This is a genomic window from Deefgea salmonis (assembly GCF_020531905.1).
GTDB classification, from domain to species: domain Bacteria; phylum Pseudomonadota; class Gammaproteobacteria; order Burkholderiales; family Chitinibacteraceae; genus Deefgea; species Deefgea salmonis.
This window is the reverse complement of sequence record NZ_JAJAWG010000005.1, coordinates 46,437-61,084: the sequence shown is the minus strand read 5'-3', so window position 1 is coordinate 61,084 and position 14,648 is coordinate 46,437. Positions and strand designations below refer to the sequence as shown.

Here is a 14,648-nt window from a genome sequence, read left to right as displayed (position 1 = left end):
TTTCATCGCTGCCTTACTCTTATTGGCGCGGCCATTCGGGCTGCTTTTATAGAGATGCGACAGATGTTCAAGAAATTGTTTGCCGCCGTAGGTGTGGGCGGCGCGACGGTGGATACCGTACTCGACAACGCCAGTGTTTATCCCGGCAGTACGCTCAATGGTTATGTGTTGATTCGTGGCGGCAGCGTCGATCAGGCGATTGAATACGTCGACCTCGTGCTAATGACCGAAGCCGAACAAAAAGTCGGCGATAGCGAAGTGCGCGTAGCGCAAAACATCGGCCAATTTCGCGTCGCCAATACCTTTATCGCCACTGCAGGTGTCGAGCGTCGACTGCCGTTTTCTTTGACCTTACCGCTGGAAACCCCCGTCAATAACGCCTACGCCTTAGCCACACCGGGCTACGGCTATGCACCCAATGTCAAAGCGGCGGTGTGGATTCATACCGACTTGGCCATTGCCTCGGCCATTGACGCCAAAGATCGCGATTTTCTCGACGTGCAAGCGCTGCCGCAAATGCAGCGCCTGATTGCTGCGATGGGCAATCTGGGCTTTGCCCACGTCAGCAGCGATGTTGAAATCGGCACTGCGCGCATCGGCCAAGTGGCCAGCTCAATTGGCTGCTACCAAGAATTTGAGTTCCGCCCGATGCAACAAGGCTTTTCGCGAATCAAAGAAGTCGAAATCACCTGCATTAGCCGCGCCGATGGCGTGTATGTGTTGATCGAAGCCGACCGCAGCTTTCGCCGCGACAGCTATTGCAGCATGCATATGGATCAGCAATGGCAAAACGTCGATTGGGAAGGTCGTTTACGGATGATGTTGAGCTAAGGGGCGACGGATGAGCATGAAGCAAAAGCTGTTCTACGGCGCACTGAGCCTGTTACTCAAATGGGTGATGAAGAAAAAAGGCGGCAGCCACCAAGGCCAAACGCCCTATGGCAAAAAACCGTATCACAAAAAAAAACGCTGGTTTGATTAAACCGGCTCGCGCAGCAAATTGGATCGGGATAGTGAGTACCATAGGGCGGCTTAGCCGCAGGCATAACCCGCCATAAGGTGCCAACATCACGACACCGTAGGGCGTCAATGAGCACCGCGAATTGCGCCGAATGCACCGTAAATAAGCATCGCAACGGCGCGATTCGCGGTGCTCATCAGCACCCTACAATATTGCTTAGCAATTGCCTTTTTTAGCTTGGCCCGGCGGGCAATGTGCTTTGTTTTTGCCTTTACCGTGGTGTTTTTCCCAATACACCGGATCACGCCAATAATGGCCATCCCAATAATTGCCGCGCTGATCTTGATCGCCAAAGCGAATCGTCGTACTACCACTTTTAATCGTCATACCATCGATCGAAATATCGGCCGCAGTCGCCAATATCGGCGCGCTCAACATCAAGCACAGCAGAAGCATTTTTTTCATCATCGACTCCTTCATTAAAAAGCAACGTGGTTATAAAAATAATCATGAATTAATACCCGCATTGTCTTGCATCAGCTAGGGCGCACCTCACATTACCCGCTAACGCAACAGCGCCTTCATCACCTTGCTTGATGAGTATTGCAGCGCTCAAACCCGCCTACCCATACCAGCCCCAGCGCAATGCTCAAGCTATAACATTGAGGTATTGCCAGCAAAGCATTGATAATCAAGGGCTACAGCTAAATACATCAATAACATAAGGCGTCAATGCACACCGCCAATTGCGCCAAATGCGCCGCAATAAAACACCGCAACAGTGCGATTAGCGTCGCTATCAGCACCCTCGGCTATAGCGCCGTAGGCCCTGCTCGCTATTGCTTTCAAATCTGTCATCCACATGTCATATAGTCCGCCTAGTATTCGCCCTTTTATTCGGCGAATACTGCGATGAAACTCAGTCTGCTCAGCCTTGTTGCTGGTCTAGCTTTAAGCACTTCAATTCATGCTGCTCCCAAAGATCCGGTGGTGGCGTCGTTTGCCACGGTGGGTGATTCACGCGCCGAGCCGTCGGATAAGCTCAATGCGCAAGACAAAATCTGGCTGCAAAACACCAAAGCTTGGTCGCGCATTTTGCGCGAAATCCAAGCCCAAAAGCCGCACGCGCTGTTTTTTAATGGCGACATGATTATGGGCTACACCACCAATAAGGCCGAGCTGAACCGCCAATATGCTTACTGGCGCGGCATGGTGACCGGGCTGCAAGAAAGCGGCACCTATGTGGTACCAGTGCCGGGCAACCATGAAGTACAAGAAAAATTCAAAGACGAAGGCAAAACCAAAAAAATCGCTCGCCAAGGCAATGAAGACACATGGCGCGAAAATATGGGCGATTTGATCGTAGATTCAGCACGCTGGCAAACCGCCGTAGGCAGCAATCTGAGCGCCTTTGACGCGAAAAACGCCCCACAAATCGGTGGCGACGACAAAATCAGCACCGATCAATCGCAATTATCGTATTCATTTGATTTTGCTGGCTCGCATTACGTCGTCATCAATACCGACCCAGTTGGCAATGATGCACACGCGCCGGTTGCATGGTTAAAGGCCGACTTGGCGCAAGCCAAAGCCCGCGGCGCACAGCGTTTATTCGTGTTTGGCCATCGTCCGGCCTACACCTATTTCTTTAAACCGGGCATTGATTTGGAAGGCTTGGACAAAGATCCAGAGCACGCCAAAGCATTCTGGCAAGTGATCGAAGACGCGAACGCAACGTATTTCTGTGGTCACGAACATATTTATAACGCGATGCAGCCCGCCAAAACGCAAGGCGGCAAAGCGTGGCAAGTGATGGTGGGCTCAGGCGGATCGCCATTTAGCGCCGATCCGGGCGACAGCAACAATCCACATGATCGCACCTATGCATGGGCGCACGTCAAAGTACACGCCAGCGGTAAAGTGGAAGTTGATACTTATGGTTTTGACGATCAATACGGCCCGACGAAATTGCTCAAACACATTGAGATGTAAAAGCGAGTTTTGATCGAGGTATTGCCAGCAAAGCATTGAGCATCAAAGGCTAGATTCAAATACATCGACACCGTAGGGCGTCAATGAGCGCAGCGAATTGCGCCGAATGCGCCGCAAATAAGCATCGCAACGGCGCAATTCGCGTAGCTTTCAGCGCCCTACGATTGCGGCTTACGAGTTGCCGTCGTGACCCGCCACAAGCCGCCAGCATCACGACTGCTGTAGGGTGACAATAAGCATTAGCGCATTGCACCTTATCGCAGCAGCTAATGAGTAACTTGGGTAAGTTGGGCTAAGCCTACGCAACCCAACAAGCGCGGGTAAATGTTGAGCGGCAGCGCGGTTTCCAGCATTGCGCTCATGCCGCGCGGCACTTACTTTTAGCTGCGCAGAAACTTCGTTTTCTTGCTTCGCCAAGAAAAGTAAGCAAAAGAAGGCGACCCGAACGCGCCCAGCTCCGCTGTTCAGCTATGCACCCCGCGTCGCTAAGCGGCAAGCCGCTAAGCTTTGGCGTCGCCTCGATTGTCGCGAGCCAAACGATAAAACCGTTCGTCCCTGACGCACTCGGTGCGCTTACACGGGATCTCAAGCCCCATACCAACGATCAATAAAAAACATCGATGTATTGCCAGCAAAGCATTGAAAATCAAAGGCTACAAGCAAATACATCGACACCGTAGGGCGTCAATGAGCGCAGCGAATTGCGCCGAATGCGCCGTAAATAAGCATCGCAACGGCGCGATTCGCGTAGCTTTCAGCACCCTACGATTGCGGTTTACGAGTTACTCGCTGCATCCTACGTCATTGCGCTGTACGCGGTGTTTTAGCGTTTGCGCGTTGTGCAGCTTCCAGATTGGCAATAAGAGCCCCCTGAGATTTCACCTGCTCCAAAAGCGCTTGATTCTCTCGTTCAAGAATAAAACTCTGCTGAGTTCCTCGTTCGATGGCAGTCAGAACTTTATCCTGCCATTGATCACCAGCAGAGTTGTTATTCTTGTCTTGGTAGTATGAGAAACCTGCAAATACCGTTGCGATGAGTGCCAAGAATGCAGAAGAACCAACTGACCACAGAGCAATCTTGATTTGTTTACGCGTTGATTCATCGCTTCTTTGATCGCGCTCGTCCATCTGCTCCATCAAGGTCGTTGCCGCCTCGACCAAGTCTTTGAGTGCCTTGGCCGACTCCGCTGTCATTTTCCCCGTTAGACGCGTCAACTCCATTTCTTCAGAACGCACTTCCGCCAGTTCCCGCGCTTGCTCTACAAACGAGAAATTGGGTCTCCTGAGGTGATCAGTGTGGTTTGAATAATTACCTAAAGTGGATTCGAGTGGTTTTTTGGTGAGTTTTTCGAACTCACTCAAAGTTGAGCCTAGAGCTGATGCGCTTTTGTGCACTTGATCGAAAATTCCACTGCTCGAGATGAGTTTCTTCCAAGCGTGTCTATTCAAATCAATTTCGTGCTGTATCAATCGAATCAGATATGAAGAAGCAGCTTCATCTTCGGTCCTAATAGGTAGCTTAATATCTTGGCTGTCATCCTCACGTTTCTGCCAAGTAGCAGCTTTAATATATTCCTCTGCAAGCTGCTCAACTTCTTCACCTGAAAGCGCCTTCGCAATTGCAGCATCGAGAGGGATACGCTTTGGAAAAGCATCAGATTCAAGCGTTAGGCTGGCAATGCTACTGAGAAAGATTCTGAGCTGATTTGCAGCATCCGCTGGTTCCAGTTCTTCGAAATCGGTCATATCAGTTGTCCGCAGCGGATACAGATAGACAATACCAACCGACGTAGCAGGCTCAGCGATTGGCTTCAAGCCAAGCAGCAACTTCAAAGATATGTTCTTCGGCTCCTCGCCATCTGTTGGATTAGATACAGTCATCAGCCAAGTCCCTTGTTTAGGCGATATTTAGAAAATCAAAAATGTATTTAACACTTCTTCAAAAGCCTGCGCTGAGGCAATGCGTGAGAAGTAGCGTTCTTTTCATCATTTTGCTGACCTACCGTTCAATTGATGGGCGATGTTTGGGTTAATGCTGTGCCGCGCTCGTTGGGCAGGGCGAGATCAAAATCGCCTTTCTTTGCTTACTGGTCTTTGGCGAAGCAAAGAAAGTGAGTCCCCGTCGCGGATTGCGACTGCAAAACACGTGCCGTAGGCACTTAAACTACCATTCGTCGGCACACATCTTATGCCATTGACCTACAAAGCGTAAGCATAATTACACGAATTTTTCATCAAGTTTTCAAACATGCAACACCAACCAATCCACCAGCCCCCTAACCTTCGGGGCCAAATATCGATTCGGTGGATAGAGCAAATACGCGGTGCCTTGGTAGGCGGTTTGCAGTTGCCAGTTGGGGAGCACGCGCGTGAGGCGGCCGTCCTGTAGCGCGGCTTGGGCGGTGAAGTGCGGTAGGCTGGCGATGCCCCAATCATCGAGCGCGGCGGCGAGGCGGATTTCGGTGTGGTTGGCGATAAAGCGCCCGCTCACCGCAACGCTGTGGCTGATGTCGCCTTGGCGCAATAGCCAGCGATTGTCATTGGCGTGTTCGCCCAGATAAATACAATCATGCTGGGTAAGCTCGTCTGGCGCTTGTGGCGTGCCGCGTTGCTGCAGATACCCACTGGATGCGACCAAGACTTGCTCAATCGGCATTAGCGCTTTGGCGATGAAGCCTTCGGGTGGCTGGTCGGTAATACGCACGGCTAAGTCGATGTCTTCTTGCAGCAAATCGGTCAGCCGATCGGTGACGATGAGCTGCACATTCACCTCGGGATAGTGGCGCAAAAATTCGCCCAGCAAGGGCTGAATGACTTGTTTGGCAAAGGCTTTGGGCGCCGACAGCCGCACCCAGCCTTGCGGCGTGGCGCGCACTTCGCTCACAGCAACGGCGGCGCGGGCGGCGGCGAGCATGTCGGTGGCGTGTTGCACGATGGCTTGCCCAGATTCAGTCAGGCGCAGCGTTCGCGTGGTCCGCACAAACAACTGCACTTTAAGCGCCGCTTCGAGCCGCGAGATTTGCCGGCTCACGCTCGACGGCGGGCTATTAAGCGCGCGCGCCGCCGCCGAAAAGCTGCCACTTTCGACGACTTTGACCAGCACTGCCAAATCCGGCAATAGCGCCAGCAATCGATCATTTGTGCTCATCGCGCACAAGTCCTATGCAATTGGAATGGATTATCAATCGCTGAGTATAAATTGATAATGCCAAAACCCAATCGAGCCCGATTGAAAAACCCAGCAAAGTGAACAGCCAAGACTTTGGCGATAAGGAGAAGCCCATGCGCTATCGTTTACCGTTGCCTGAGCTGATGTTATTGGCGGTGGCCATGGTGTGGGGCTGTAGTTATGGCGTCGCCAAAATGGCGCTGCTGTATTACCCGGTGCTGGGCTTTTTGGCATTACGCTTTGGGATTACCTTTGTGCTATTGCTGCCGAGTTTGCGTCATTTGCGTCAGCCTGCAGTGAAAAACGCCATTCGAGTTGGCCTGCCTTTGGGCGGGATTTTGTTGGCGATTTTTCTGTGTGAAACCTTTGGCTTAGCCAAAACCTCGGCGACCAATGCCGCGTTTTTGATTGCGCTATGCGTGGTATTTACTCCGTGGTTTGAGTGGCAAATTCTAAAAAAGTCGCCCGATATTGGGATGTGGATCGCCGCTGCTGTGGCGCTCTTGGGCGCGGCATTGATTGCTAGTAATTTGCATATGGCGTTCAATTTAGGCGATGGTTTGATGGTAGCGGCGGCGGTGTTGCGGGCGCTAATGATGGTTGAAACCAAGCGCCGCTGTACGCAATCACCACCGGATATGCTGGCGCTCACCGCCGTACAATCTGGCGTTTTGGCGCTGGGTTGTCTGGTTTTGGCCTTGTCATCGAGCGACGGATTACCGGCCTTGCCGCAGTCGATGACATTCTGGGGCGGTACTTTGTTTTTGGTACTGCTGTGTACTTTGTTGGCTTTTTTTGCTCAAAATTATGCCATCGCCCGTAGCTCGCCCTCACGCGCCGCGGTGCTGCTCGGCAGCGAGCCATTATTTGGCGCTTTATTTGCGGTGATGTATCTGGGTGAGGCTTTCAATGCACAACTGCTTATCGGTGGTGGCTTGATTGTGTTAGCCTCTTTGACTGCAGTGCTACAGCCATGGGCGGGTCGTCGTTGGCGGGTGGCGCTGCTTTAGCCCGATTCATTCCCAGCAGGACTTATTGTGAACCGTAAAGAAATCATCCAATTGATGAAAAGCCAAAGCACTTGGCGTTTGTATTTGCTAAGCGCGCTCAGTTTAGGGATTTACACGGCGTTTTATGTGCAGCAGCAGAGCCAAAAATTGCTGCAAATCCCAAATATGCCGCCGATTTCTCCGCTGCTGATTCAAGGGCTATTTGGCTGCTATATGTTGAGCGCGATTGTTACCGTGGCGTCGTTTTTTGTGCCGCCTGAGCATGCGTTTAATGTGGCCAGCAGTTTATTGAGTATTGCCACGTCGCTATTGGCGATTGTGTGGGCGTTTCAGATGCGTAGCCGTTTTAATCTGATTTTTGCCAGCCCAGCACCCAGCGCAGATTGGTTTCATGGCGGTTGGACGTTTTTGTTTACGGTGTTTTATATCAATTACAAATTCAACACGCTGCATCAAGATTTAGAAGAAATCGGTTACGCCAGCTAAGTCGGCCCCGATTGTCCCCCAAGCCGCCAGTGATGACTGGCGGTTTTTTTATGCGCTAACGCCCAACATCGCCACCGCGTGCGCCAAGGCGCACCAAAATCCATGCGGCGCAATGCGCTTCGCTTATTGTCGCCCTACAGAAGCATTGCGGCGCACGCGATTAATGATGTATCTCGATCTAGCCCTTGAACAGCAAAGCTTTGCTGGCAATACATCTTAATATCGTCTTGATCGTGGGTCTGGGGCTAGTCATCCCCTGTATCAAGCCGAGTGAGGAACAAGCGGGGCGGGGTTTTTGCGCTCATTGTTTGAGGCCGCAGGCCGAGTTTTGAGCGCAACCGCCTCGATTGTCCGCAGCGAGGGCACCGACGAAGTCGGCGCAGATGCCGGGGGCTGCTTTGGGGTGAAGGGGGCTTTGCAGAAGCAAAGTCCCATTCCCGCCCGCGCGGCGGAACGCGCACCCAAAATCACGCGGCGCAGCCGCATAAAACAAAACCGCCGGAATAAATCGGGCGGTTGTTTTATCGCGGTAAACGTTGGGCTGCGCAAGCTTAGCCCAACCTACGGTACTACAAGCATCGATAATTAATGCCAGCAAGCAGATACCCAATAGATTGGCGATAGTAGCGTGCGCAAATCCGTTGCGCACGCGGATGCAGTGTTGAACCGGCTCACAGTACCGGCCCGAGCATGGCGATGGTGTTATTCCAAAAGCGGCGGTGCATCGGCCATTGCTCGACCATTGCGGCGGTGACGGGCTGGCTTTGCGCCAAATAGTGCGCTTGGCGTTGGCGGATATCTTGGCTGATGGCGGCGTCGTACAGCAGGATGTTGTTTTCAAAATTAAGCTCAAAACTACGCCGATCCATATTGGCCGAGCCGATCAGGCTGACTTCACCATCCAGCGTGAGCGTTTTGGCGTGTAAAACGCCGCCGATGTATTCATAGATTTCAACGCCTGCGGCGAGTAATTCGCCGTAATAGCTGTGGCTGGCAGCGGCGACAATCCATGAATCATTGCGAGCAGGGAAAATAATCGTGGTTTTTACGCCGCGCCGCGCGGTGGCGCATAGCGCCGCTTGCATCGCTTCATCCGGTACAAAATACGGCGTGGTGATAAATAACTCGCGCTGGGCGGCAAACATCAGTGTCACAAACACCTCGGGCATCGCCGAATACTGCAGCGTTGGCCCAGTGCCAATCACTTGAGCAACAAAGCCGCCGGCATTGGCCTGCGGGGTGTATTGCGCGTAGCAGCTTAAGTCTTCGTGGGTTTGCGCCATCCAATCGCTCATAAATAACAGCTGATTTTGCTGGGCAATCGGGCCAGTGAAGCGCAACATAATGTCGACCCACGGGGCGAATTTGGCTTTGACCAAAAACGCCGCATCGGCGCAATTTTGGCTACCGCAATAGGTGATATTGCGATCGATCACGACGATTTTGCGGTGATTACGCAAATCAATGCGGCCACGCAATGGCCGCAAAATCGGGTTACCAATCGGCAGCGCCACGGCCACTTGCACCCCAGCGTCTTGCATCGCTTGCCAATGCGGTGAGGCAATCATCAAGCGCGACCCCAAACCATCGGCCATGGCGCGGCAGGCCACCTTGCGCGCGGCGGCGCGTTGCAAGGCGGCAACCACTTTCAGCCCGCTGTGATCGGTAAGCCAGATATAAAAAATCAGATGCACATGCTCGGTGGCGGCGTCGATATCGGCCACAATGGCGTCAATCGCGGCACTGGAGTCGGCCAGCAAAGTCGCGCGATTACCCGCCACCGGCACAAAGCCATTCACCGATTGGCCAAAACGAAATAGTTGACTAAATCGCTCGGGAATTTGCTGCGGCCATGGGGTGGTTTGGGCCTGCTGCAACACTTGATTGACTTGATGCAAGCGCGCAATGCGATGCCGACCAATACTAGTTTCGCCGAGCAAGATATACGCCAACACCCCCAAGCCCGGCAGCAGCATAATCACCACAATCCACGCCACCCGCGACGCCGGCTCGCGCTGCGGCCGCAAAATCGCCCGCGCAATAAACACCAACTGGATCGCGACAAACACCACGGCCAGTATTTGATTCCAATGCATACATTGCTCCCAGCTTGAATATTGGCAATGTTTAGTCTCGTGTTGATGCCGTGCCGCAGGCACTTAAAATCAACAACACGTTATCTAAATCTACTGAATATTTTGATGCTAACACGCAGGCACGGATGCTGCGGTAAGCGAATTCCCGTTTTGCGTGGGTGAATGTCACCAGTTTGACCTTGGTTTGCCCTGCCACGCGCGGGTATTTTTGCCGCCAGTTCGCGCAAAACGCATGACTTCGGCTTTGAATCGCCCACAACATCGGCCTAAACGTCGCTAAAGCGCGTTTGGTCACAGTCGCGTGGTAAACTGCGCGCCTATCTTCAATTTGCGTGGCAGACATGCCACCGCCGACTAGGGCCTGCCTATGACTGTACTCACCCGGAAACCACAAGAAAGCTTGCAAGACAGTTTGCAACAAGTCACTCGGCTTTTAGAGCGGCACAAGCTCGTGGAAGGGATGGTACATAAGCAAGAAGGTCCCAAGCATGATTTAGTCGAAAAACTCGTTCATCGACAGAACCTCACCGAATTACAAATGAAATTGGCCACGCTGCATCCGGCCGATATTGCGCATATTTTAGAGGCGCTGCCGCACGCTGATCGTTTAATGGTGTGGGGCTTGGTCGACGCTGAAGACGACGGCGAGATTTTGCTCGAAGTCTCCGACGCCGTTCGGGAATCGTTGCTGGCCGATATGGCGCCGCACGAAATGGTCGCCGCCGCCGGGCAACTCGATACCGACGAGCTGGCCGATTTGGTGCCGGACTTGCCGAGCGCCGTGCAAAGTGAAGTGCTCGATACGCTCGACGCAGAAGACCGCGCCGAAGTGCAATCGGCGATGTCGTACACCGAAGATCAAATCGGCTCGCTGATGGATTTTGAGATGGTGACGATTCGCGCCGATATTAAGCTCGAAGTGGTCTTGCGCTATTTACGCCGTTTTGACGAGCTACCCACGCATACCGATAAGCTGTTTGTCGTTGATGATCATGACATCCTTAAAGGGGTATTGCCATTAAACGTATTACTGGTAAGCGATCCAGAGCAATACGTGCAAGAAATGATGGCCGACGATGTGGTGGTGTTTCAACCGTTTGACGACGCAGGCGAAGCGGCGCAAGCGTTTGAGCGTTATGACTTGGTGTCAGCGCCCGTGGTCGATAGCAATCACAAAGTGATTGGCCGCATTACCGTGGATCAAATGGTCGACGTGATTCGTGAAGAATCCGACGCCGAAGTGCTGTCTTTAGCCGGTTTGAAAGACGAAGATTTGTTTTCTAGCGTCGGCAAGGCGGTTAAAAATCGTTGGCCGTGGTTGGCGCTGAATATTTGTACTGCCTTTATCGCCAGCCGCGTGATTGGCTCGTTTGAAGATACCATTTCGCATTTGGTGGCGCTGGCAGCCTTAATGCCGATTGTGTCGGGGATTGGCGGCAATACCGGCACGCAAACTACCACGCTGATTATTCGCGGTTTGGCGCTGGGGCAAATTCAGCCGTCCAATACCCGGATGTTGCTGCTCAAAGAATTAGGCATTGCGCTGATTAATGGCCTGATGTGGGGCAGCGTATTGGGCGTGATGGCGTGGGCTTTATACGGCCAGATGGGTTTGGGCTTGGTGATGATGGGCGCAATGATGCTCAATATGATTGTGGCGGCCTTGGTCGGTTTGTTTGTGCCGCTAATTATGCAAAAATTTGGCCGCGACCCCGCTTATGGCTCGTCGGTGCTGATTACCGCACTCACCGATAGCCTAGGATTTTTTATCTTTTTGGGATTGGCGACGATCTTTTTGATGTAAACCAGAGCCAGCAATATGCCAACGTATCGTGAATTAATTGTCAGCAGTGGTATTGAGCGTTTTGATGCTCAGGTGTTGCTACTGCATATCGTGCAAAAAAACCGCGCTTGGCTGATTGGCCATGATAGCGACGCCGCCAGCGAAGATCAGCACGCAGCGTTTGCTGCTTTGGCAGCGCGGCGACGAGCTGGCGAGCCGGTGGCGTACATCCTTGGTTCGCGTGAGTTTTATTGCCGCGAATTTCAAGTCTCACCCGCCGTGCTGATTCCGCGCCCCGATACCGAATTACTGGTTGAATTGGCGATTGCCCATGCGCCGCAAGCTGGGCACATTATTGATTTGGGTACGGGCTCGGGCTGCATTCCAATTACCCTCAAACTCGAGCGGCCAGATCTGACGGTGGCGGCGCTGGATATTTCGCCGGCAGCTTTGGCTGTAGCGCAAAGCAATGCAGCAGCGCTGGGCGCTGAGGTGCGATTTTTGCCATCGGATTGGCTGGCAGCGGTGGCTGGCGAGCGCTTTGATTTAATCGTTAGCAATCCGCCGTATATTGATGCGGCCGACGCGCATTTAAGCCAAGGCGATTTACGCTTTGAGCCTAGCGGCGCGCTGACTGATGGTCACGATGGTTTGCAGCACTTGACGCACATCATTAGCGCGGCACGAGCTCAGCTCAAACCGGGCGCTTGGCTGTTGCTAGAACACGGCTGGGATCAAGGCGCAGCATGCCGCGAATTATTGCAGCAAGCGGGCTTTAGCGAAGTGCAAACGTGGCGTGATTTGGGCGACAATGACCGCGTGAGCGGTGGCCGCTACGGCTAGAAAATCCATGCTCGGTGGGCTTGCCGCTAACTCGGCATGCGCTTACAATACCCGACTAAATCAATCAAGCTTTTGAGGCCATCATGAGTATTCAAGACACTATTCGCCAGCAAGTGACCGACAATTCTGTGGTGTTGTACATGAAAGGCACGCCATCGTTTCCACAGTGCGGTTTTTCATCGGGCGCAGTACAAATCCTTAAAAACTGTGGCGTGAGTTTTGCTGCGGTGAATGTCTTGGCCGATGCCGATATTCGCCAAGGCATCAAAGAATACGCCAACTGGCCAACGATTCCGCAGTTGTATATCAAGGGTGAATTTGTCGGCGGTTCAGACATTATGAAAGAGCTTTACGCCAACGGCGAATTGCAAACCATGTTGAACGAATTTAAAGACGCTGAATAATCCCTAAATCATTCAGAAGCAAATGACACAACGCCGTCGCAATGACGGCGTTTTTTATGCCGATTACGATGTGAATTTTTACGTTTGTCGGCGATTTATTGCTTTGATATAGCGCAACACTCTGCCATACCCCCTCCCCGCATAATCACGCAAGCCTTGTTTTAATAGGATTGATTATCAATACCCATTAAATCAATCGACACACCCTATTCGTTAGTTAAAATCAATCGGTTCGATCTTTATAATCAAATTTCACTATTTCAAAACGCTGCATATACTTCAACCTTATTATTTGAATCAGAGTGTCAGCGATGCTAAATCTGCTTCTAGAATCCCTCAAAGCGCTAGAAGAGATCAGCGCTCATTTTGCAGCTAGCCATTAGGAGAAAGTCCATGAGCCAATGTCCATTTCAAACCACCACTGCCGGTGCACAAATTGCCGACAATCAAAACAGCCTGACCGCAGGTCCACGTGGTCCAATTTTATTGCAAGACTGGCAGTTGCTGGAAAAACTAGCGCATCAAAATCGCGAACGTATTCCTGAACGCGTAGTCCACGCCAAAGGCTGGGGCGCGCATGGCACTTTCACCGTAACCCACGATATTAGCCAGTACACTAAGGCGAATATTTTTGGCGCCATCGGCAAAAAAACTGATTTACTCGCGCGTTTTTCTACTGTTGCCGGTGAATTGGGTGCGGCCGATGCTGAGCGCGATGTACGCGGTTTTGCGGTGAAGTTTTATACCGAAGAAGGCAATTGGGATTTGGTCGGCAATAATACGCCGGTGTTCTTTATCCGCGATCCGCTGAAATTCCCTGATTTTATCCACACGCAAAAACGCCATCCACGCACGCATTTACGTTCCAATACCGCAATGTGGGATTACTGGTCGTTGTCGCCTGAGTCTTTGCATCAAGTAACAATTTTATTCTCTGATCGCGGCTTGCCAACCGATGTTCGCCATATGAATGGCTATGGCTCGCACACATTTAGCTTTATTAACGCTAAAAACGAGCGTTTCTGGGTGAAATTCCACTTTAAAACCCAGCAAGGCCATCGCCATTGGACCAATGCCGAAGCGGCTGAGGTCGTGGGTCAAACTCGCGAAAGCACGCAAATCGATTTATTAGGCGCGATTGATCAAGGTGATTTCCCACGCTGGACCGTTTCGGTGCAAATCATGCCGGAAGCCGACGCGGACAAAACCAGCTACAACCCATTTGATTTGACCAAAGTATGGCCGCACGGCGATTACCCTTTGATCGAAGTGGGCGTGATGGAATTAAACCGCAATCTGGTGAATTACTTTGCCGAGCTAGAGCAAGCATCGTTTAGCCCATCCAATATCGTTCCGGGGATTGGTTTTTCTCCAGACAAAGTATTGCAAGCGCGCTTATTTAGCTATGCCGATGCACACCGCTATCGCCTTGGTACGCATTACGAATCATTGCCAGTGAACGCACCAAAATGCCCAGTGCATACTTACCATCGCGACGGTGCCATGAACTTTATGCCGATGGATAAAAATCCAGATGCATATTACGAGCCAAATTCATTTGGCGGCCCAGTCGCCAACCCTGCTGTGGCTGAGCCAGCGCTCAAAATCAGCGGCGATGCCGATCGCTTTGATCACCGTGAAGGCAACGATGATTATTCGCAACCGCGCGCACTGTGGGCGATGTTTGATGACGGCCAAAAATCACGCTTGTATAGCAATTTGGCTGCCGCCATGCAGGGCGTACCGGAATTTATCATTGAGCGCCAATTGGGCCACTTTGCATTGATTCATCCTGATTACGCCGCCGGGGTACGCGCCGCTTTGAAATAAGCTCGCACTCGTCGTATTAAACCAATCAGCCCGCTTTGTCGGGCTGATTTTTTATCTGGAAGCGCAATCTTTGT

15 protein-coding genes are annotated in these 14,648 nt (G+C 52.0%); 10 read left to right on the top strand and 5 right to left on the bottom strand.

Annotated features, from left to right (window positions below; all coding sequences use genetic code 11):
• The first annotated feature begins 63 nt into the window (after nt 1-63).
• Both LG219_RS09410 and LG219_RS09405 read left to right on the top strand, forming a co-directional pair.
• Nucleotides 64-831, top strand: a complete 768-nt coding sequence (locus LG219_RS09410) for a sporulation protein (protein ID WP_226764240.1) — start codon at nt 64-66, stop codon at nt 829-831.
• Nucleotides 832-841: 10 nt separating this feature from the next.
• Nucleotides 842-982 (top strand): hypothetical protein, encoded by a 141-nt coding sequence (locus LG219_RS09405; RefSeq protein ID WP_226764239.1) that lies wholly within the window; start codon nt 842-844, stop codon nt 980-982.
• A gap of 195 nt (nt 983-1,177) precedes the next feature.
• On the opposite strand, the gene LG219_RS09400 is transcribed toward LG219_RS09405, so the two are convergent.
• Nucleotides 1,178-1,426 (bottom strand): DUF2502 domain-containing protein, encoded by a 249-nt coding sequence (locus LG219_RS09400; protein WP_226764238.1) that lies wholly within the window; start codon nt 1,424-1,426, stop codon nt 1,178-1,180.
• 447 nt (nt 1,427-1,873) lie between these two features.
• Here LG219_RS09400 and LG219_RS09395 point away from each other — a divergent pair, with 447 nt between their 5' ends.
• Nucleotides 1,874-2,953 (top strand): metallophosphoesterase family protein, encoded by a 1,080-nt coding sequence (locus LG219_RS09395; RefSeq protein WP_226764237.1) that lies wholly within the window; start codon nt 1,874-1,876, stop codon nt 2,951-2,953.
• An 801-nt stretch (nt 2,954-3,754) separates the two neighbouring features.
• On the opposite strand, the gene LG219_RS09390 is transcribed toward LG219_RS09395, so the two are convergent.
• Complete coding sequence (locus LG219_RS09390; protein WP_226764236.1) at nt 3,755-4,834, bottom strand: hypothetical protein; 1,080 nt, start codon at nt 4,832-4,834, stop codon at nt 3,755-3,757.
• Nucleotides 4,835-5,195: 361 nt separating this feature from the next.
• Nucleotides 5,196-6,101 (bottom strand): LysR family transcriptional regulator, encoded by a 906-nt coding sequence (locus LG219_RS09385; protein WP_226764235.1) that lies wholly within the window; start codon nt 6,099-6,101, stop codon nt 5,196-5,198.
• Between the two features lie 134 nt (nt 6,102-6,235).
• On the opposite strand from LG219_RS09385, the gene LG219_RS09380 reads away from it, so the two are divergent.
• The 3 genes from LG219_RS09380 to LG219_RS09370 all read left to right on the top strand — a co-directional run bounded on the left by LG219_RS09380 (nt 6,236) and on the right by LG219_RS09370 (nt 8,207).
• The gene (locus LG219_RS09380; RefSeq protein WP_226764234.1) at nt 6,236-7,132 is read left to right on the top strand and encodes a DMT family transporter; all 897 of its coding nucleotides are present in this window, start codon (nt 6,236-6,238) and stop codon (nt 7,130-7,132) included.
• Nucleotides 7,133-7,159: 27 nt separating this feature from the next.
• Nucleotides 7,160-7,618 (top strand): hypothetical protein, encoded by a 459-nt coding sequence (locus LG219_RS09375; RefSeq protein ID WP_226764233.1) that lies wholly within the window; start codon nt 7,160-7,162, stop codon nt 7,616-7,618.
• Between the two features lie 328 nt (nt 7,619-7,946).
• A complete protein-coding gene (locus LG219_RS09370; RefSeq protein WP_226764232.1) occupies nt 7,947-8,207 on the top strand; it encodes a hypothetical protein in 261 nt (86 codons plus the stop codon).
• Between the two features lie 82 nt (nt 8,208-8,289).
• Here the strand turns inward: LG219_RS09370 and cls are convergent, their stop codons facing one another.
• Together cls and LG219_RS09360 are read right to left on the bottom strand one after the other, a co-directional pair.
• Nucleotides 8,290-9,714, bottom strand: coding sequence for a cardiolipin synthase (gene cls / locus LG219_RS09365; RefSeq protein ID WP_226764231.1), 1,425 nt, complete (start codon nt 9,712-9,714; stop codon nt 8,290-8,292).
• A gap of 31 nt (nt 9,715-9,745) precedes the next feature.
• Nucleotides 9,746-10,057: a hypothetical protein gene (locus LG219_RS09360; RefSeq protein WP_226764230.1), complete on the bottom strand. Its 312-nt coding sequence runs from the start codon at nt 10,055-10,057 to the stop codon at nt 9,746-9,748.
• Between the two features lie 24 nt (nt 10,058-10,081).
• Here LG219_RS09360 and mgtE point away from each other — a divergent pair, with 24 nt between their 5' ends.
• From mgtE to LG219_RS09340, 4 genes are all read left to right on the top strand, one after another.
• Complete coding sequence (gene mgtE / locus LG219_RS09355; RefSeq protein WP_226764229.1) at nt 10,082-11,518, top strand: magnesium transporter; 1,437 nt, start codon at nt 10,082-10,084, stop codon at nt 11,516-11,518.
• 15 nt (nt 11,519-11,533) lie between these two features.
• Nucleotides 11,534-12,340, top strand: coding sequence for a peptide chain release factor N(5)-glutamine methyltransferase (gene prmC / locus LG219_RS09350; protein ID WP_226764228.1), 807 nt, complete (start codon nt 11,534-11,536; stop codon nt 12,338-12,340).
• An 83-nt stretch (nt 12,341-12,423) separates the two neighbouring features.
• On the top strand, nt 12,424-12,744 hold the full coding sequence (gene grxD / locus LG219_RS09345; protein ID WP_250647269.1) for a Grx4 family monothiol glutaredoxin: 321 nt from the start codon (nt 12,424-12,426) through the stop codon (nt 12,742-12,744).
• Between the two features lie 393 nt (nt 12,745-13,137).
• Nucleotides 13,138-14,574, top strand: a complete 1,437-nt coding sequence (locus LG219_RS09340) for a catalase (RefSeq protein WP_226764227.1) — start codon at nt 13,138-13,140, stop codon at nt 14,572-14,574.
• Nucleotides 14,575-14,648: the final 74 nt, after the last annotated feature.